We start from the raw sequence: 19,250 nt of genomic DNA, 5'->3' as shown, positions 1-19,250 counted from the left end.
GGTTCGGCACCCTCGCCGGGGCACCGCCGCCTCGTGCGCGGGCAGCGTGTCCACGGACATCCGCCGCCGCTTGGGGAGAGCGGCCGCCCCCGGCACCCCGCGCCGGCCGGCCGCACCCGGCGGCGCCGTGACATCCGTCATACGACAGACGTGAGGTCAGATCCTTCCGGCGGTCGCCGCCGACCCGCCATAGTGTGATCACCGGCGCAGGCCGGGCAGCGGCCACGACCCGGGGGAACACCATGAGCACCACCACCGCCACCAGCGACACCGTCACCACCGCCCCCGAGCCGGTCCCCACCGTCGCGGAACTCCGGCTCCCCACCTGGTACTTCGGCTTCGAAGGGGTCATCGCCGGCGCCTTCGACCTGCTGCACGCCTTCCCCGCCGCCTGGCCCGCCCTGATCGCGCTGATCGCCGTCAACATCACGGTCTCCCTCACCGTGCTGCGCTCGCGGCTGAAGCTCGCCGCGCTGCTCTGGCGGGGCAAGAGCACTCGCAACATCGCCATCGCCCTGCTCGGCCTGCGCCTCGGCAGCCACCTGGCCCTCGGTGCGATCGGCTTCGGCGTCACCTCGACCCTCGGCCACGCCGCTTTCGCGGTCGTGATGGCCACCCTCACCGTCTCCCTGATGGCCTACGCCCAGCGCACCTCGCTCCGGGCCCTGGTCGCCGCCGGGAAGGCCACGGCCGGCCCCGCCGCCGCTGTCTGAGCGGAGGTCTCCGCGGACATACCGCGGCGCCTCGGGCGGCACCCCCGACGGGGGGACGCGGAGGTGCAGGGCCGAGGGCCGGCCCGGCACCCCGCATTGACGCCCGAGACGGGCGATGACCTACCGTGAGCCCCGAAAGGGGGCCGCCATGACGACCGGCCGGATACCGAACTCCACCGCACCAGGAGGGAATTCCCTCCTCCTCGACCGCACCCTCCCGTTCCCCGAACGGGTCGCGGCGGCGGCCCGGGCCTGGGACGCAAGCGGCCGCAGCCCCGACGGGCTGGTGGACGGCAGGGCCTTCTTCGCCCTCCACTGCTGGCAGTTGGACGCCGTACGCCGGGGCGAGCGGCTCGGCGAGCCGACATCGGCCTTCCTGGGGCAGGCCTACGACGCCCTCGGCGGCCGCTCCGGCTGGGACATGACGCTGCGCCAACGCGCCGTCTGCGCCTGTCACGGCGACACCTGGCGGATGGAGAACATCGAGATCTGCCTCGGGTGCCTGCGCTACCTCTGCTATCAGCTCGACGGGCCGTGCTGCGAGGGCGCCGAGATCGTCGGATAGGGCACCGGGCCGTCAGCCGTGCAGCAGCCGCACCAGCAGCGCCGCCGGCCCCTCGGGCAGGCTGCCGTGCACCAGCTCCGTCCGGTGTACCAGCCGCGGCTCCCGCACGGGCACCGCGGCGACGCCCACCGCACCGTCGAGCGCCGAGGCCGGCAGCACGACCGGCCCGTGCCCGGCCGCGACCAGGGCGAGCAGCCCGCGCACGTCCGTGCCCAGGTACCGGGCGGCCGGCCGGAAGCCGTCGACGGCGGTGGCGGCACGCAGCCGGGCGGCGCCGGGAGCGATGTCGGGGGCGTCCAGCCAGCGGGCGGCGGAGAGGTCGGCCAGGGCCAGGCCCGGGTGGCCGGCCAACGGGTGACCGGCGGACAGGGCGACGGCGAGCGGCTGCTCGTCGACGGCGACGGTGGTGAGCGGGCCGACGTCCGGCAGCGGCAGCGGGTCACTGGGGGCGGCGAGGCCGTCGATCAGGGCGAGGTCCACCTCACCGGTGGCGGCCAGGGCGGGCAGGGCCTCCTGGGCCACCACCCGTACGGTGAGGTCCACCCCCGGGTACGCCCGGCGCACCTCGGCGAGCGCGCCCCCCAGGGCCGCGCCGACCGCCAGCGGGCTGGCGCCGAGCAGGAGACGGGTGTTCGGGGCGCCGGCCAGGCGCGCGACGTCGGCACGCGCCGCGTCGAGCCGCAGCAGCAGCGGGACGGCGTGCTCCAACAGCCGCACGCCGGCCTCCGTCGGGCCGACCGGGCGTCGCACCAGCAGACCGGCGCCGAGGTCCGCCTCCAGGGCCGCGATCTGCTGGGAGACGGCGGACTGGGTGTAGCCGAGCTCGCGGGCCGCCTCGGAGAAGGAGCCCAGCCGGGCCACGGTGACGAAGGTGCGCAGCTGGTGCGGATCCACGGTTATCAGAGCCTCTGATCGACGGGTCAGAAATCATCGTTGGCGCTGATGTCCAACGCGCGGTCAGGATAGCCGCATGACCTACCCCGCCCCCCGCATCGCCCTCGTCGGCGACCGCTCCCCCGCCATCCGCTCGCACGCCCGCATCCCCGGGCTGCTCGACGCACTCGCCACCCGCGACCAGCTCGTCCTGGACGCCTACTGGATCCCGACCGAGGACGCCGGAACGACCACCGCCCTCGACGGCTTCGACGCGATCTGGCTGCTCCCCGGCAGCCCGTACCGCAGCGAGCCGGGCGCGGTGGCCGCCGTCCGGACGGCCCGCGAGCACGGCATCCCGTTCCTCGGCACCTGCGCCGGTTTCCAGCACGCCGTCCTGGAGTACGCCCGCGCCGTCTGCGGGATCGGCGGCGCCGCACACGGCGAGAGCCACCCCGACGAGGACGACCTGGTGATCGTGCCGCTCAGCTGCTCGCTGGTCGGGCACGAGGGCGCGGTGGAGATCGTCCCCGGATCGCTCGCCGAGCGCGTCCTCGGGACGACCCGCACGCTGGAGCGCTACCACTGCAGGTACGGCCTGAACCCCGCGTACCTGGACCGGCTGCGCGAGCACGGGCTGCGGTTCAGCGGCCTGGACGACGACGGCGACCTGCGGGTACTCGAACTCCCCGGGCACCCGTTCTTCCTCGCCACGCTGTTCCAGCCGGAGCTGGCCGGCGACGGCACCCGCGCCCACCCGGTCGTCCGCGCACTGGCGGCAGCCGCCGTCGAGCACGCGACCAGCCGGCGCACCACCACCGAGGGGGCACCCGCGACGCCGTCGCGGTGATCGGGCCTCCGCCCGGGCGGAGTGACCGCCGCCGGCTCACATCGGCAGCGAGCGCAGCCGCACCGGCCCTTCCGGCCAGCCGGCACCGTCGTGCAGCGGCGTCCACATGGTCCGCAGCGGCATGACCACGACCCGACCACCGGGCTGCTCCACGTGGACGTCCCCCGCCAACTCCCGGAAGCCGAGCCTCCGGTAGAGCCCGGACACCTGCTGCCGGCAGAACAGCAGCGCGTACCGCGGGCCGAGCGTCCGCGCGTGGTCCAGGGCCGCACCCACCACCGCGCGCGCCAGGCCGCTGCCCCGGGCGTCGGCGGCGACGGCCACCCCGCCGACGCCCATCACGTCCAGGTCGACACCGCCCACCGTGAGCGGCAGCCGCAGCAGGCCGGTGTGGGCGACCAGGCGGCCGTCCGCCGCATGGATGCCGAAGTGGATGTCCTTGGGCAACCAGCTCAGACCGGTGTACGCGACGCCGAAGTGGTCGTCACCGGCGCCGAGGATCCCTTCGACGTCGGCCTTGGTGTAGTCGGCGAGGCGCACCACGACGGGCGCTGCGGAGGCAGGATGATCAGTCACCCGGTCATGATCCTCTTCCGGACCGCCCTTGCACAGGCCAGAACCGGTCAGCCCTGGCGACCCTTCAGCTCGCCCCAGACCTCGGCGACCCGCGGGGCCAGCGCCTCCAGCGGGCCGCTGTTGTCGATCACGAGGTCGGCGACGGCCAGGCGGTCGGCCCGGGTGGCCTGCGCGGCCATCCGGGCCCGGGCCTCCTCCTCGGCCATGCCGCGCAGCCGGACCAGCCGCTCGATCCGGACGTCGTCCTCGGCGTCGACCACCACCACCAGGTCGTACAGCGGGGCGAGCCCGTTCTCGGCCAGCAGCGGGACGTCGTGCACCACCACCGCGTCCGGGGCCGCCGCCGCCTCCAGCTCGGCGGAGCGGGCCCGGACGAGCGGGTGGACGATGGCGTTCAGGGCCTTCAGCCGCTCCGGGTCGGCGAAGACGACCGCGCCGAGCGCGGGACGGTCCAACGAGCCGTCGGCCCGGAGCACCCCGGAGCCGAACTCGGCCACCACGGCCTTCAGCCCGTCCGTCCCGGGGGCGACCACCTCGCGGGCGATCACGTCCGAGTCCACGAGCACCGCGCCATGGGCGGCGAACAGCCGCGACACCTCGCTCTTGCCCGCGCCGATGCCGCCCGTCAGTCCGATCTTCAGCATGGCGTCAGGCTACCGGCGCCTGGGGCGCCCGGTCAGCCCAGGTCGAGGCTCTCGCCCTCGCCGAGCGTCCGCAACTCCACCCCCGTGCCCGGGCCGCCGGGGCCGACGAGGCGGGTGTGCACGGCCAGGCCGGCCGGGCTGAGCACCGCGTCATGGACCGGCACCGCCTGCCGCGGGGCCGCCTCCCGGACGTAGTCGATCAGCTCGGAGACCTTCGTCCACGGCCCGGCGATCGGCAGCAGCAGCGTCTCCACCCGGTGCGGCGGCACGGTGAGCGCGTCGCCGGGGTGGAAGAGCCGGCCGTCGAGGAGGAACCCGATGTTCTTCACCCGCGGGATGTCGGGGTGGATCACCGCGTGCCACTCGCCGTGCACGGAGACGCCCAACCCGCCGACGTCGAAGGCGTCGCCCTCGCCGACCACCGTCACCCGCTGCGCCACGCCGTCGAGCTGCGCGGCGACCGCGCCGTTGGCCCAGACCCGCAGCGCCGGATCGGCCTCCAGGGCGGCGCGCAGCCGGGCCTCCTCGAAGTGGTCGACGTGCTCGTGGGTGATCAGCACCGCGTCGGCGCCGGCGAGGGCGGCGGGGTCGGTGAACACGCCCGGGTCGACGACGACGGTGGCGCCCTCGTGCTCCAGGCGTACGCAGGCATGTCCGAACTTGGTGATTCGCATGCCCCAAAACATACAGCAATGCTGTGCAGTTTTGCTGCACACTGTGCCGCTAGGCTTCTCCCATGACCAGCGACGCACCGCAGACCCCGAACGCGCCCCACACACCGCCGGCGCCACACACACCGCAGGCACCACCTGCACGGCAGGCATCACACTCACCGCAGGCACCACACCCACCGCACGCACCGCAGGCACCACCAACCCCGCACCCGGACACCCTCGAACTCGCCGCCGACCTGCGCACCGCCGTCGGCGAACTGGTCCGCGCCCTGCGGACCAGCGACGCCCTGCCGCAGAACCAGGCCGCCGTCCTCGGCCTGCTGATCCGCGACGCCCACGCCCGCACCGTCAGCGAACTGGCCACCCACCAGCGCGTCCGGCACCAGTCGATGGCCCGCACGGTCACCCTCCTCACCGAGGCCGGCCTGGTCACCCAGACACCGCACGCCACCGACGGCCGCAAGCTCCTCGTCACCCCCACCGACGCCGGCCGCGCCGCCCTGCAGGAACAGCGCGCCCGCCGCGAGGCCCGGATCGCCACCGCCATCGAGGCCCGCCTCACCCCGGAGGAGCAGGAGACCCTGCGCACGGCCGTCGAGCTGCTGCGCCGTCTGCACTGACCGCCCGCAGGGAAAGAGAACTCCCCGCGATCATCGGCGTTCTGACGCCCTGCTAGGGTCCCGAACCGTGACGGACAGGGCGGGGAAACAGTACGAGTCGATGCGCGCGCACTTCCTGCGCGCCGCCGGGCAGCGCGGGTTCACCCTCGACCCCGCCCAGGAGCCCCCGGTCGAGCGGCTCAGCCGGCTCGCCGGCGAGCTGGCCCACCCGGCCTGGCGGCTGCGGCGCCCGCCGCGCCACCTCTACCTCTGGGGCCCGGTCGGCCGCGGCAAGAGCTGGCTGGTGGACACCTTCCTCGACGGCCTGCCCACCCCGCGCAAGCGGCGGCTGCACTTCCACGACTTCTTCCGCCGGCTGCACGAGGGCGTCGCCCACCACACGGACGGCCACCACACCGACGGCCCGCACGGGGACGGAGCCGCGGTGGACCGGGCCGTGGACGAGCTGCTCGGCGACTGCCGCATCCTCGTCTTCGACGAGTTCCACGCCCATGACGCGGGCGACGCGATGCTGGTCGCCCGGCTCTTCCGCACCCTGCTGGACCGGCGGATCACCCTCGTCACCACGTCCAACTACCCGCCCGCCGGCCTGATGCCAGACCCGCTGTACCACCACCTCTTCGAGCCGACGATCCGGCTGATCGAGGAGCGGATGGACGTCATCGACGTCTCCGGGCCGGTCGACTTCCGGCGCCGGCCCCGGCCGGAGGGCACCCAGGGCTTCGCGCTCGGCGCCCTCCTGCACCCCGGCGACGAGGCCGCGGCCGGGCTCACCCCGCCCCGGGCGGAGGAGGCCGCCCCGGTGGCCGTGCACCACCACGAGCTGCCGGCCCGGGCGGTCCGCGACGACCTGGCCTGGTTCGGCTTCGCCGAGCTGTGCGAGGGCCGCACCGCCGTGCCCGACTACCTCGCGCTGGCCGACCGCTTCCCCACCCTCGTCCTCGACGGCGTCCCGCCGCTCACCGAGGCCTCCCCCGACGCCCGCCAGCGCTTCGCCAACCTGGTGGACGTCTGCTGCGACCGCGACCTGCGGCTGGTCCTGATCGGCGCCGACCCGATGGCCGGCCTCCCCGCCGGCTCCACCCTGCAGCGCGACCTCGACCGCACCGCCAGCCGTCTCGCCCTCCTCCGGCAGCCGGCCACCGATCCCGCCCGCTGACCCGCTACGGCGTCGTGCCCACGAGCTCCTTGGCCGCCGGGCGCTGGCCGGGGATCACCGCCGGCTCGATGGTCGGCAGCTCGACGTGCTCACTCAGCCCGAACCGGTTGTGCAGGCGGCGCAGCGGGCCCGGCGCCCACCAGTTGAACTCGCCGAAGAGGCTCATCGCCGCGGGCACGAGCAGGCAGCGGACCAGCGTCGCGTCGACGGCCACCGCGACGGCCAGCGCGATGCCCATCTGCTTGACCATCAGCATGTCGCCGAGCGCGAAGCCGGCGAAGACGATCACCATCAGCAGTGCCGCCGAGGTGATGATCTTCCCGCTGCGCTGCACGCCCAGCTCCACGGCCCTCGTACAGCTGTGGCCCTTGTCCCGGAGTTCCTTGATCCGGGCGAGCAGGAAGACCTCGTAGTCCATCGACAGCCCGAACGCGAAGGCGAAGACCAGCACCGGGATGAAGGTCTCCAGCCCGCCGGTGGGGGTGAAGCCGAGCAGTCCGCTGAAGTAGCCGTCCTGGAAGACCAGGGTGAGCGCGCCGAGCGAGGCGCCCAGCGAGAGCAGGTTCATCAGCAGGGCCTTGACCGGCATCACCACCGAGCCGGTCATCAGGAAGAGCAGCACCAGCGTGCCGAGCGCCACCAGGCCGAGCGCGATCGGCCCCCGGGTGAGCAGTTCGTGCCGGAAGTCGACGATCGAGGCCGCACCGCCGGTGACGTGGGTGGTGAGCCCGCCGCGGTCGGCGCGCAGCTCCTCCACCACCTTCTTGGCCTGCCCGCCCTGCGGGTCGCCGTGCACCAGGACGTCGATGGTGGAGACCTTGTCGCTCACCGGGGTGACCGCCCGGACCCCGCTGACGCCGGGCAGCTTGGCCACCACGTCGTCGGCATAGGCCTGGGCGACCGGGGCGCCGCCCTCGACCACCACGGTGATCGGGGCCGGCGACGCCAGCGGGAAACGCTGGTCGATCGTGTCGGCGACCTGGCGGCCGGCCGAGGAGGCGGGCAGGACGGCAGCGCCCGAGCTGCGCATGTCGGCATGGAGGAACGGCGCCCCGGCGGCCATCAGCAGCGCGACACAGGCGAGCGCGACCGGCACCGCACGCTTGCGCACCCGGCGGACGGTCCGGCTGAAGAAGCCCTCGTCGGGCACGGGTGCGGTGGGCGCCTTGATCCGGCTGCCGGCGAAGCCGAGCAGCGCGGGGACGAGGGTGAGCGCGGCCGCGACCGCGATCACCACCACGCTCACGCCGGCGGCGGCGACCGCGCCGAGCACGGGGCTGGTGAAGACGAAGAGGCCGGAGAGGGCGACGGCGACGGTCAGCCCGGAGAAGGCGACGGTCCGGCCGGCGGTGGCGGCGGTCCGCTCGACGGCGGCGGCGATGCCCGCGCCGTGGCCGCGTTCCTCCCGGAAGCGGTTGACCATCAGCAGCGCGTAGTCGATCGAGAGCCCGAGCCCCAGCACGGTGGCGATCGGCAGCACGCTGGTGTCGATGTCCATGATCTTGCTGAAGCCGAACATGGCCAGCAGCGCGCCGCCCACCGAGGCGACGGCGCCGATCACCGGCAGGCTGGCGGCGGCGAGGCCGCCGAAGACCAGCACCATGACGATCAGGGTCAGCGGCAGGGTGACGATCTCGCCGAACCGGGTGTCCTTCTCGGTCTGTTTCTTGACCTCGTCCTGGAGCACGATGTCCCCGCCGACCTTGACCTGGGCACCGTCGGCCTCGATGTCCGCGAGGCGCTGGGTGACGGCGGCGGTCTGGGCGTCGGTGCTGGTGTCGGCCATCCGCACGGAGACCAGGCTCGCGTTGCCGTCGGCGGAGCGCAGTGCGGCGCCGGCCGGGCCGGAGCCGTAGGCGTCGGTGACCGAGGAGACACCGGGCAGGGCGGCGATCTCGGCGGTGGCCCGGGTGACGGCCGCCCGCACGGCCTGGTCGTCCACCGGCTTTCCGTCCACCACGGCGGTCACGGTGCCGCGGGCCGGGTCGGCCGCGGTGACCACCGCGCTGCCCCGGTCGGCCTCGGAGCTGGCCGAGGAGGCGCCGGCCACCGAACCCGCGAAGACCCGGCCGCCGATCAGCACGCCTATGACCAGGACGACCGCCCAGAAGCCGAGCACCCAGCGCCGGTGCCGGAAGCAGAACCGGCCGAGGGCGGCAAGGCGTCCGTCGACCTTGGGGTCGGCGGACGAACGGGCGGGGGAGGTCACTGCGGTGCTACGGCGCATGTGGGGGGGTGCCTAGCGTGCGGGGCCGGGGGGAGCCGCCCATGGGGCAACTCATCCCAAGGTAGGTCCTAGGTCCCGAATCGCCCATAGGCATCCGATGAGCCCCTTATCACAAAAATCGTGCACATAAGGAACAAATAAGTGAAGAGGAAAAACAATGAACCCCACCCGGAATACCGGGTGGGGTTCATCGGTGACGCTATGGCGCTATGCGCCGAGCACCAGCGGGGTCAGAGCCTCAGCTCTGGCCACCGGCCAGCTTCTCGCGCAGGGCGGCCAGGGCCTCGTCCGAAGCGAGAGCGCCGGAGCCCTCGTCGCTGCTGGAGGAGTACGAGCCACCGGCGGCGGCGGCGACGGCGTCGCCACCCTCGGCAGCGGCCTCGGCGTCGGCCTCACGGCTCTTGATGACCTGGGCCTGGTGCAGCTCGAAGCGCGACTGCGCCTCGGCGTACTGGCGCTCCCACTCCTCACGCTGCTTCTCGAAGCCGGGCAGCCAGTCGTTCGCCTCGGGGTCGAAGCCCTCCGGGTAGATGTAGTTGCCCTGGTCGTCGTACGAAGCGGCCATGCCGTACAGGGTCGGGTCGAACTCGACCTCGGCCGGGTTGGCGCCGAGGGCCTCGTTGGCCTGCTTCAGCGAGAGGCTGATGCGACGACGCTCGAGGTCGATGTCGATGACCTTGACGAAGATGTCGTCGCCGACCTGGACGACCTGCTCCGGGATCTCGACGTGGCGCTCGGCCAGCTCGGAGATGTGGACCAGACCCTCGATGCCCTCGTCCACGCGGACGAACGCACCGAACGGAACCAGCTTGGTGACCTTACCCGGAACGACCTGGCCGATCTGGTGGGTACGGGCGAACTGCTGCCACGGGTCCTCCTGGGTCGCCTTCAGCGACAGGGAGACGCGCTCGCGGTCCATGTCAACGTCGAGAACCTCGACGGTGACCTCCTGGCCGACCTCGACAACCTCGGACGGGTGGTCGATGTGCTTCCAGGACAGCTCGGAGACGTGAACCAGACCGTCGACGCCGCCGAGGTCCACGAACGCACCGAAGTTGACGATCGAGGAAACGACGCCGGAGCGCACCTGACCCTTCTGCAGGGTGGTGAGGAAGGTCTGGCGGACCTCGCTCTGGGTCTGCTCCAGCCAGGCACGGCGGGACAGGACCACGTTGTTGCGGTTCTTGTCCAGCTCGATGATCTTGGCCTCGAGCTCCTTGCCCACGTAGGGCTGGAGGTCGCGGACACGACGCATCTCGACGAGCGAGGCCGGCAGGAAGCCACGGAGGCCGATGTCGAGGATGAGACCACCCTTGACGACCTCGATGACGGTACCGGTGACGATGCCGTCCTCTTCCTTGATCTTCTCGATCGTGCCCCAGGCACGCTCGTACTGAGCGCGCTTCTTGGACAGGATGAGACGACCCTCCTTGTCCTCCTTCTGGAGAACCAGGGCCTCGATGTTGTCACCGACGGAGACGACCTCGTGCGGGTCAACGTCGTGCTTGATCGAGAGCTCACGGGACGGGATGACGCCCTCGGTCTTGTAACCGATGTCGAGGAGCACCTCGTCACGGTCGACCTTCACGATGACGCCCTCGACGATGTCGCCATCGTTGAAGTACTTGATGGTCTCGTCGATGGCGGCGAGGAAGGCCTCAGCGTCGCCGATGTCGTTGACCGCGACCTGCGGGGTGGTGCTGGTGGAGGAGTCGGTGGGGCTCGTCATTAGGAAAAGGGCTCCGGTACGGACATGAAGTCGTAGGTAATGCCACGCGGAGGGCCCGTATCGCTCCCACCGAAAGCCGGACAGCCAAGAACACGGCCCACCAGAGTTCCCGCAGGAAGCGAGAAATCGGCGTCCGTCTTGCGACCGTGGGGTCTTCGACAGATGCGAGCGCGACCTGCTCCGTCCGAGGCGCGCAGGCCCGCAGCGCAACTTGTAGCATACGGGGACGGCCAGGCACGGTCAACGCCAAGAGCGCCAAGACGGTGGAGGCCGGTATGGATCAGGCCATATCCTCCGATTGCGCACCTCACAGTGGCGGCCGCAGGAAGCCTTTCCCCGGATGCCACCGCCAGGACCCGGACCCTTGCGGGGCCGGTTCGCGGCAGCGGCGCTTCCGCAGACCACACCCTACGCGATGGGCATTATCACCGTGGCCACCACCCCCCAGTCCGACGTCCATGATCTTGACGACGACGGCGACGACGCGGTAAGGCGCGACGCCCAGGCCGGTGAGAGCAGCCGGGCCAGCCGGCACTGGTGGGACCGCAACGCCGACGAATACCAGGACGAGCACGGCGAGTTCCTCGGTGACGACCGGTTCACCTGGTGCCCCGAGGGCCTGGACGAGGCCGACGCCCGGCTGCTCGGCGAGGTCGAGGGCCGGACCGTGCTGGAGATCGGTGCCGGCGCCGCCCAGTGCTCGCGCTGGCTCGCCCGCCAGGGCGCCCGGCCCGTCGCGCTGGACATCTCCTTCCGCCAGCTCCAGCACTCCCTCCGGATCGACCTCGCCCGCGACACCCCGCCGGTGGCGGTCGTCCAGGCCGACGCCGCCGTGCTCCCGTTCGCCGACGGCTCCTTCGACCTCGCCTGCTCCGCCTACGGCGCGGTGCCGTTCAGCGCCGACACCGACGCGCTGATGCGCGAGGTGCACCGGGTGCTGCGGCCCGGCGGGCGCTGGGTCTTCTCGGTGACCCACCCCATCCGCTGGGCCTTCCCCGACGAGCCCGGCGTCGAGGGGCTGACCGCCGTCGCCTCCTACTTCGACCGCACCCCGTACGTCGAGCAGGACGAGCACGGGCACGCCACCTACGTCGAGCACCACCGCACCGTCGGGGACCGCGTGCGCGAGCTGGTCGGCGCCGGGTTCCGGCTGGTGGACCTGGTGGAGCCGGAGTGGCCGGAGGGACACGAACAGGAGTGGGGCGGCTGGTCGCCGCTGCGCGGGCGGCTGATCCCCGGAACGGCGATCTTCGTCGCCGAGCGGGACTGAGGCCTGGCGGGCGCCCCGGCCGCCCCGCAGCACCGGGCGGCCGGGACCGCCGGGCCGTCGGTGTGCCCGGCCGTCGGGGAGACTGTGCGGGTGAACCCTGCCTGGCGCGAGCTGCCCGTCCGTACCGCCCTGCCCGCCCTGCACCGCGCGCTCGACGTTCACGGCGTGGCCGTGCTGGCCGCGCCGCCCGGCACCGGCAAGACCACGCTGGTGCCGCTCGCCCTGGCCGGCCTCCTCGGGGACGGCCGCCCCGCCCGCCGGGTGCTCGTCGCGGAACCGCGCCGGCTCGCCGTCCGGGCCGCGGCCCGGCGGATGGCCTGGCTGCTCGGCTCCGCCGTCGGCGACCAGGTCGGCTACACCGTGCGCGGCGAGCGCAGGACCGGGCCGCGGACCGTGGTCGAGGTGGTCACCACCGGCGTGCTGCTCCAGCGCCTCCAGCGCGACCAGGAGCTGCCCGGCGTCGACCTCGTCGTGCTGGACGAGTGCCACGAGCGGCACCTCGACGCGGACACCGCGCTCGCCTTCCTGCTCGACGTCCGGGCCGCGCTCCGGCCCGAGCTGGGCATCGTCTGCGCCTCCGCCACCTCCGACACCGCCGCCTGGGCCGACCTGCTCGGCGGCGCCGAGGTGGTCCAGGCGCACGGGGTCGCCCACCCCGTCGAGACGGTCTGGGCGCCGCCGCCGCGCGGCGTCCGCCCCGCGCACGGCACCCGGGTCGACCCGGCGCTGCTCGACCACGTCGCCGCCACCGTCCGGCGGGCCCTCGGCGAACGCGACGGGGACGTCCTCTGCTTCCTGCCCGGCGTCGGCGAGATCGCCCGCGTCGCCGGACTGCTCGCCGGGGCACCGGCCGACGTGCTCCAGCTGCACGGCCGCGCACCGCAGGCGGTGCAGGACGCGGCGCTGGCCGCGGGCGAGGGGCGGCGGGTGGTGCTGGCCACCGCCGTCGCCGAGTCCTCGCTCACCGTGCCGGGCGTGCGGGTCGTGGTCGACGCCGGCCTGGCCCGCGAGCCGCGAACCGACCACGCCCGCGGCCTGGCCGGCCTGGTCACCGTCCGCGCCTCGCTCGCCGCCGCCCGCCAGCGCGCCGGCCGCGCCGGCCGCGAGGCCCCCGGCACCGTCTACCGCTGCTGGGCGGAGGCCGAGGACGCCCTCGCCGCCCGCTACCCCACCCCCGAGATCGCGCTCGCCGACCTCACCCCGTTCGCCCTCCAGGCCGCCTGCTGGGGCGACCCGGACGCCACCGGCCTCGCCCTGCCCGACCGACCCCCGGCCGGCGCGATGGCCGCCGCCCGGCAGACCCTGCGGGCACTCGGCGCGGTGGAGGAGGACGGCCGGGCCACCCCGCGCGGCATCCGCCTCGCCCGCACCGGACTGCACCCGCGCCTCGCCCGCGCCCTGGTCGACGGCGCGCAGGCGGTCGGCGCGCGCCGGGCCGCCGAGGTGGTCGCACTGCTGTCCGAGGAGCCCCCGCGCGCCCTCGGGGACGACCTGGGCGCGGTCCGGCGCACCGTCCGGGACTCCCGCGACCCCTACGCGGGCCGCTGGCGCGACGAGGTCCGCCGGCTGCTGCGCGGCGTCGACGACACCCCAGCCACCGCCCTGCCGGACGCCGCGGCCGTCGGCCTCGTCGTGGCACTGGCCTTCCCCGAGCGGATCGCCCGGGCCCGGGTGGAACGGCCCGAGCCCGGCGAGCGCAGCCCGTACCTGATGGCCTCCGGGACGGCCGCCGAGCTGGCCCCCGGCACCGCGCTGGGCGCCCTCCCGTGGCTGGCCGTCGCCGTCGCCGACCGCCCCGCGGGCTCGCCCTCCGCGCGGGTGCTGCACGCGGCCGCGCTGGACGAGTCCACCGCCCGCCTGGCCGGTGCGCCGCTGCTGGCCTCCCGGGAGGAGGTCCACTGGTCCACCCGGCACGGCGAGGTGACCGCCCGGCGGGTGGAGTCGCTGGGCGCCGTCGAGCTGGCCTCGGCGAAGCTGGACCGGCCCGAGCCGGCGCTGGTGCGCGCCGCACTGCTGGAGGGCCTCGCCCGCGAGGGCGTGAGCACCCTGCTCGCCTGGCCCTCCCCCGGCCTGCGCGAACGCCTGGCCTTCCTGCGTGCCGCGATCGGCGACCCCTGGCCCGACGTCAGCGACGCCGCGCTCCTCGAACGCGCCGATGAATGGCTGGAGCCCGAACTCTCCCGCGCCCGCCGCCGCTCCGACCTCGCCCGCATCGACACCACCGCCGCCCTCCAGCGCCTGCTCCCCTGGGCCACCGGCGAAGCCGGGCGGCTGGACGAGCTGGCGCCGGAACGGATCACGGTGCCGTCCGGCTCCCGGATCCGGGTCGACTACAGCGGCGAACGCCCGGTGCTGGCGGTGAAGTTGCAGGAGCTGTTCGGCTGGGCCGCGGCCCCGGCGCTGGCCGGCGGGCGGGTGCCGCTCACCGTCCACCTGCTCTCCCCCGCCGGGCGCCCGGCCGCCGTCACCGGCGACCTCGCCTCGTTCTGGCGCGACGGCTACCGGGCCGTCCGCGCCGACCTGCGCGGCCGCTACCCGAGGCATCCGTGGCCGGAGGACCCTCCCCCGGCCTCCGGCTAGGGAGGACCCCATCCCGCTCCGCTCGCCGCCGAGCCGGCCAAGCGCACCAATGCCCGCCGGCAGGGCCCCGCGAGGGGCCGGGCCGGCTCAGCCGCCGCCCGAGAAGCCGCCGGAGTTGGCGGAGGCCGAGCCGCCTGTGGTCCGGCCGGTTCCGCGCGCCGGGCGGGACCGGACGGTGCGGCCGGTGACCAGCTCGACCCGCACGCCGCCGGGGCCGAGCAGGGCGGTCAGGGCCCGGTGCAGCCGCTCCGGGTCGGTGCCGGCGGGCGGGGTCCACCGGAGTTCGTCGCCGGCGAGGTCCAGGCGGACGACGAGCTGCTCCTCGGCCGGCTGCGGATCGCCCGGGTAGGGCTCGGTGACCTTGTGCTCCAGCCGGATGCCGCAGAGCCCGGCGAGCGGCTGCCAGGCGTCCGGGCGTCCGACCCGGACCAGCCGGAACCTGTCCGGGGCCGCCGCCGGGGCGAACTCCAGCCGGTGGACGGTGGTGTACGCCAGCCGGGCCAGGAGCGGGACGGCCAGCAGGTACTCGACGCCGGCGATCCCCCCGGCCACCCGGCCGATGGTGGCGGCGGTCGCTCCGGCGAGCAGCATGAAGAACGCGACCAGCAGGGTCGGCACGGCCAGGACCAGTGGCGCGCCCAGCGCCGTCCCGAACGCGGTCAGGCAGCGCGCGAGCGCCCGGCGCCGCGTCCCGCCGCCCTCCCGGAGCACCAGGGCCGCCGACTCCGGCCCGCTCCGCAGCACCCCCGCAATCCCCATGGGACCAGGGTAGGAGCCGCGGGCGGATCCGGGAACCGGCCTGCACCCGCGACTCCTTGACACCGCGTCAGTGCGCGGCGGACTCCCAGTTGGCGCCGACACCGACGGACACGTCGAGCGGGGCGCGCAGCGGGTAGGCGCCGGCCATCTGCTCGCGGACGATCGCCTCGACCTGCTCACGCTCGCCGGGGGCCAGCTCCAGCACGATTTCGTCGTGCACCTGGAGCAGCATCCGGGAGGTGAGGCCGGCGGCGGTCAGCGCCTCGTCGACCCGCAGCATGGCGATCTTGACGATGTCGGCGGCCGAGCCCTGGATCGGGGCGTTGAGGGCCATCCGCTCGGCCATCTCGCGGCGCTGGCGGTTGTCGCTGTTGAGGTCCGGCAGGTAGCGGCGGCGGCCGAGCAGGGTCTCGGTGTAGCCGGTGGCGCGGGCCTCGTCGACGACCCGGCGCAGGTAGTCGCGGACGCCGCCGAACCGCTCGAAGTAGGTGTCCATCAGGCCCTGGGCCTCGGCGGGCTTGATGCCGAGCTGCTGGGAGAGCCCGTACGCGGAGAGCCCGTAGGCCAGACCGTAGGACATCGCCTTGATCTTGCGGCGCATCTCGGCGTCGACCGCGTCGCCGGGGACCTCGAAGACCTGGGAGGCGACGGTGGTGTGGAGGTCCTCGCCGGTGGCGAAGGCCTCGATCAGGGCCTCGTCCTCGGAGAGGTGGGCCATGATGCGCAGCTCGATCTGCGAGTAGTCGGCGGTCAGCAACGCCTCGTAGCCCTCGCCGACGACGAAGGCGCGGCGGATCATCCGGCCCTCCTCGGTGCGGACCGGGATGTTCTGCAGGTTCGGGTCCTGCGAGGAGAGCCGGCCGGTGGCGGCGACCATCTGGTTGAAGGTGGTGTGGATCCGCCCGGCCGGGGAGACCGTCTTGAGCAGGCCCTCGACGGTGGTGCGCAGCTTGGCCTGGTCGCGGTGGCGCAGCAGGATGACCGGCAGTTCGTTGTCGGTCTGGGTGGCGAGCCAGGTGAGCGCGTCGGCGTCGGTGGTGTAGCCGGTCTTGATCTTCTTGGTCTTGGGCAGGGCCAGCTCGCCGAAGAGGATCTCCTGGAGCTGCTTGGGCGAGCCGAGGTTGAACTCGTGGCCGGCGGCGGCGTGCGCCTCCTCCACCACGCGCTGGATCTCGGCGGCGAACTGGCTCTCCAGGCCGGTGAGCCAGGGGTGGTCGGCGGCGATGCCGGTGCGCTCCATCCGGGCCAGCAGGGCGGCGATCGGCAGCTCCATGTCGCGCAGCAGCTCGGTGGCGCCGACCTCGGCGAGGCGGGTGTCGAAGAGCGCGGCGAGGTCGAGCACGGCGCGGGACTGGAGCATCAGCGCCTGGGCGCGGGCCGCCACCGCGTCGGTGTCGTCGCCCTCGTCGGGGGCGTCGAAGGCGAGCTGGCCGGACTCGGCGACGGGGGCCGGGGCGAGCGAGCGGGCCAGGTACTCCTCGGCGAGCACCTCCAGGGTGAAGGTGCGGCGGCCGGGCTTCTCCAGGTAGGCGGCGAGGGCGGTGTCGGCGACGACGCCCTCGATGGTCCAGCCGCGTTCGGCGAAGGCGCGCATGACCTGCTTGGCGATGTGCAGGGCCTTGGGGGCGGCCGGGTCGGCCAGCCAGGCGGCGAAGGCGCGTTCGTCCTCCTCGGCGAGCAGCGCCGGGTCGAACCAGGCGGCGGCCTCTCCGGCGGCGAGCGCCACCTCGGTGACCTCGCCGGTGCCGAGCGCCCACCGGTAGACGGCGGCGAGCGCGACAGGCGCCTTGCCGGCGGCGTGCTGCCGGAGCCAGGCGGCGAGCGTGCCCGGGTCGGTGAGCAGTTCGCCGTCCACCTCGACGCCGGGGGCGAGCTCGGCGGCGGCCTCGGGCTCGGCGGCGGCCGGGTCGATGCCGTGGACGCGGTCGCGGAAGTTGGCGTTGCGGAACTCCAGCGACTCCATCAGGGTGGCGACGGCCTCGCGGTCGAACGCGGTGCGGCCCAGGTCGTCGATGCCGAGGGGGAGTTCGACGTCGCGGACGAGTTCGGTGAGGATGCGGTTGCGCTTGACCGAGTCGAGGTGCTCGCGCAGCTTCTCGCCGATCTTGCCCTTCACCTCGTCGGCGCGGGCGACGAGTTCGTCGAACGAGCCAAACTGGTTGACCCACTTGGCGGCGGTCTTCTCGCCGACGCCGGGGATGCCGGGCAGGTTGTCGGACGGGTCGCCGCGCAGCGCCGCGAGGTCGGGGTACTGGCGGGGGGTGACGCCGTACTTCTCGGCGACCTTCTCCGGGGTGTAGCGGGTGAGTTCGGAGACGCCCTTGGTCGGGTAGAGGACGGTGACGTGCTCGGTGACCAGCTGGAGGGAGTCCCGGTCGCCGGTGACGATGTCGACGTCGAAGCCGGCCGCCTCGGCGGCGGTGGCCAGGGTGGCGATGATGTCGTCGGCCTCGAAGCCCTCGACGGTCATCCGCGGGATGCGCATGGCGTCGAGGAGTTCACCGATCAGGGGGACCTGGCTGCGGAACTCGTCCGGCGTCTTGGCCCGGTTGGCCTTGTAGTCGGGGAACTCGGCGGAGCGGAACGTCTGCCGGGAGAGGTCGAAGGCCACCGCGAGGTGGGTGGGCTGCTCGTCCCGGACGGTGTTGGCGAGCATCGAGGCGAAGCCGTACACCGCGTTGGTGGGCTGGCCGGTGGAGGTGTTGAAGTTCTCCACGGGCAGCGCGTAGAACGCCCGGTAGGCCATCGAGTGCCCGTCGAGCAGCATCAGCCGGGGCCGGGCCCCGCCGCCACCCGCCGCGCTCTTGTCCGTACTCTGCGTAGCCACGTCAACGTCCGTTCCTGCCGATTCCACTGCCGGTCACCGATCCTATGGCCCGGCACCGACAAAAGGGGCGCGCCGGAGCCGCTGCCCGCCGCCCCCGGCGGCCGCCCGCCAGGCCGGGCCGCCGACGCGCCAGCCTCCCGAGGCGACCGCTACCGCCGAGTAGGACGGTCGTACGATCACTGGCAGCACGATGACGTGACCCCAAGCGGCAGGAGCTCCCCCATGACCGACGCTGCCCCCGACGCGGCCCCCGTCCTGAAGGTCCCGCAGGAGGTGCTGGACCACTTCGCCAAGCTCGGCGTCGACCCGGCCACCTTCTCCGGCGGCCACCTCGGCGAGAAGCTCGGCATCCGGATCGTCGAGGCCTCGGGCGACCGCGTGGTCGGCACCATGCCGGTCGAGGGCAACCAGCAGCCGTACGGGCTGCTGCACGGCGGCGCCTCGGCGGCGCTGGCCGAGACCCTCGGCTCGGTCGGCGCGATGCTGCACGCCGGCCCGGGCCGGTACGCGGTGGGCGTGGACCTCAACGCCACCCACCACCGCTCGGCCACCTCCGGGCTGGTCACCGGGGTGGCGACCGCCGTGTTCAAGGGGCGCACCGCCGCCACCTACGAGATCGCGATCACCGACGACACCGGCCGGCGGGTCACCAGCTGCCGGCTGACCTGCATGCTCCGCGACCTCTGACGCACCGTCGGCCGGCCGGTCCTCCCCGGACGGCCCGGCCGACCGTCAATTCCCTTGTCCGCCCCCTTGTTTGACCTTCGACTGCCCTGGGCAGGCGTTGGTCTATACAAGGGGGCATTGTCATGTTGGCAGACATTCAGAATGTAACACTGCGTAACAGGTAGGAAATCCGAGCATTCAGCACCTCCCGGACCCCGCCTCGGCCCGGGATTCCGGCCTCGACCCCTCCATCGTCCGTTATTCGGACGCACACGCCCGAAACCAGCGCTGCGAACGGTCGCGTCCGATTATCGGAGAGGCCAGGAGTGACCCGCATTTCTGGGCCTTACATCCACCTACCAGCCAGTAGACGCCCGGAAGTACAGGATCGATCGAACCGAAACGACCACATACTGAGACGGGCGCTCCGTGTGCTCATAACAAGAGAATCACAGCCTCGCCACACCACTGCCCGAGCCGCCGAACGGCATCTAGAGTCACAGCCAGTCACCGCGCCA

Annotated in this window: 16 protein-coding genes; 8 read left to right on the top strand and 8 right to left on the bottom strand. The window is 73.6% G+C overall.

Annotated elements, in window-relative coordinates; translation table 11 throughout:
- The first annotated feature begins 242 nt into the window (after nucleotides 1–242).
- Both ACZ3YO_RS01885 and ACZ3YO_RS01880 read left to right on the top strand, forming a co-directional pair.
- Nucleotides 243–713 (top strand): hypothetical protein, encoded by a 471-nt coding sequence (locus ACZ3YO_RS01885; protein ID WP_465563502.1) that lies wholly within the window; start codon nucleotides 243–245, stop codon nucleotides 711–713.
- 148 nt (nucleotides 714–861) lie between these two features.
- The gene (locus ACZ3YO_RS01880; RefSeq protein WP_465563499.1) at nucleotides 862–1,278 is read left to right on the top strand and encodes a hypothetical protein; all 417 of its coding nucleotides are present in this window, start codon (nucleotides 862–864) and stop codon (nucleotides 1,276–1,278) included.
- A gap of 12 nt (nucleotides 1,279–1,290) precedes the next feature.
- Here ACZ3YO_RS01880 and ACZ3YO_RS01875 read toward each other — a convergent pair whose 3' ends face one another.
- Nucleotides 1,291–2,172 carry a LysR family transcriptional regulator gene (locus ACZ3YO_RS01875; RefSeq protein ID WP_465563496.1) on the bottom strand — a complete coding sequence of 294 codons (882 nt, stop codon included), beginning with the start codon at nucleotides 2,170–2,172 and terminating at the stop codon, nucleotides 1,291–1,293.
- A gap of 76 nt (nucleotides 2,173–2,248) precedes the next feature.
- Between ACZ3YO_RS01875 and ACZ3YO_RS01870 the strand changes: the two genes are divergently transcribed.
- A complete protein-coding gene (locus ACZ3YO_RS01870) occupies nucleotides 2,249–3,001 on the top strand; it encodes a CTP synthase C-terminal region-related (seleno)protein (RefSeq protein ID WP_465563493.1) in 753 nt (250 codons plus the stop codon).
- A gap of 36 nt (nucleotides 3,002–3,037) precedes the next feature.
- Here the strand turns inward: ACZ3YO_RS01870 and ACZ3YO_RS01865 are convergent, their stop codons facing one another.
- Genes ACZ3YO_RS01865 through ACZ3YO_RS01855 form a run of 3 tightly spaced genes read right to left on the bottom strand, consistent with a single transcriptional unit; the run spans nucleotide 3,038 to nucleotide 4,895 of the window.
- Complete coding sequence (locus ACZ3YO_RS01865) at nucleotides 3,038–3,577, bottom strand: GNAT family N-acetyltransferase (protein WP_465563490.1); 540 nt, start codon at nucleotides 3,575–3,577, stop codon at nucleotides 3,038–3,040.
- Nucleotides 3,578–3,624: 47 nt separating this feature from the next.
- Nucleotides 3,625–4,221, bottom strand: a complete 597-nt coding sequence (gene coaE / locus ACZ3YO_RS01860) for a dephospho-CoA kinase (RefSeq protein ID WP_465563488.1) — start codon at nucleotides 4,219–4,221, stop codon at nucleotides 3,625–3,627.
- A 32-nt stretch (nucleotides 4,222–4,253) separates the two neighbouring features.
- Complete coding sequence (locus ACZ3YO_RS01855) at nucleotides 4,254–4,895, bottom strand: MBL fold metallo-hydrolase (RefSeq protein ID WP_465563485.1); 642 nt, start codon at nucleotides 4,893–4,895, stop codon at nucleotides 4,254–4,256.
- A 62-nt stretch (nucleotides 4,896–4,957) separates the two neighbouring features.
- On the opposite strand from ACZ3YO_RS01855, the gene ACZ3YO_RS01850 reads away from it, so the two are divergent.
- Both ACZ3YO_RS01850 and zapE read left to right on the top strand, forming a co-directional pair.
- Entirely contained in the window at nucleotides 4,958–5,515 is a 558-nt protein-coding gene (locus tag ACZ3YO_RS01850) for a MarR family winged helix-turn-helix transcriptional regulator (protein WP_465563482.1), read from the top strand.
- A gap of 67 nt (nucleotides 5,516–5,582) precedes the next feature.
- Nucleotides 5,583–6,674 carry a cell division protein ZapE gene (gene zapE, locus ACZ3YO_RS01845; protein ID WP_465563480.1) on the top strand — a complete coding sequence of 364 codons (1,092 nt, stop codon included), beginning with the start codon at nucleotides 5,583–5,585 and terminating at the stop codon, nucleotides 6,672–6,674.
- 4 nt (nucleotides 6,675–6,678) lie between these two features.
- Here zapE and ACZ3YO_RS01840 read toward each other — a convergent pair whose 3' ends face one another.
- On the bottom strand, nucleotides 6,679–8,901 hold the full coding sequence (locus ACZ3YO_RS01840) for an MMPL family transporter (RefSeq protein ID WP_465563477.1): 2,223 nt from the start codon (nucleotides 8,899–8,901) through the stop codon (nucleotides 6,679–6,681).
- 238 nt (nucleotides 8,902–9,139) lie between these two features.
- A complete protein-coding gene (gene rpsA / locus ACZ3YO_RS01835) occupies nucleotides 9,140–10,630 on the bottom strand; it encodes a 30S ribosomal protein S1 (RefSeq protein WP_396319300.1) in 1,491 nt (496 codons plus the stop codon).
- 415 nt (nucleotides 10,631–11,045) lie between these two features.
- On the opposite strand from rpsA, the gene ACZ3YO_RS01830 reads away from it, so the two are divergent.
- Both ACZ3YO_RS01830 and hrpB read left to right on the top strand, forming a co-directional pair.
- Nucleotides 11,046–11,900 (top strand): class I SAM-dependent methyltransferase, encoded by an 855-nt coding sequence (locus tag ACZ3YO_RS01830; RefSeq protein ID WP_396319301.1) that lies wholly within the window; start codon nucleotides 11,046–11,048, stop codon nucleotides 11,898–11,900.
- Nucleotides 11,901–11,990: 90 nt separating this feature from the next.
- Complete coding sequence (gene hrpB / locus ACZ3YO_RS01825; RefSeq protein WP_465563473.1) at nucleotides 11,991–14,480, top strand: ATP-dependent helicase HrpB; 2,490 nt, start codon at nucleotides 11,991–11,993, stop codon at nucleotides 14,478–14,480.
- Nucleotides 14,481–14,567: 87 nt separating this feature from the next.
- On the opposite strand, the gene ACZ3YO_RS01820 is transcribed toward hrpB, so the two are convergent.
- Both ACZ3YO_RS01820 and polA read right to left on the bottom strand, forming a co-directional pair.
- On the bottom strand, nucleotides 14,568–15,239 hold the full coding sequence (locus ACZ3YO_RS01820; protein WP_465563471.1) for a hypothetical protein: 672 nt from the start codon (nucleotides 15,237–15,239) through the stop codon (nucleotides 14,568–14,570).
- 67 nt (nucleotides 15,240–15,306) lie between these two features.
- Entirely contained in the window at nucleotides 15,307–18,006 is a 2,700-nt protein-coding gene (gene polA / locus ACZ3YO_RS01815) for a DNA polymerase I (protein WP_465564158.1), read from the bottom strand.
- 282 nt (nucleotides 18,007–18,288) lie between these two features.
- Between polA and ACZ3YO_RS01810 the strand changes: the two genes are divergently transcribed.
- On the top strand, nucleotides 18,289–18,753 hold the full coding sequence (locus ACZ3YO_RS01810; protein ID WP_465563468.1) for a PaaI family thioesterase: 465 nt from the start codon (nucleotides 18,289–18,291) through the stop codon (nucleotides 18,751–18,753).
- Nucleotides 18,754–19,250: the final 497 nt, after the last annotated feature.

It is taken from the genome of Kitasatospora sp. NPDC022785 (assembly GCF_055561295.1).
The sequence above is the reverse complement of the archived record's forward strand: the minus strand, read 5'-3'. Positions and strand labels throughout refer to the sequence as shown.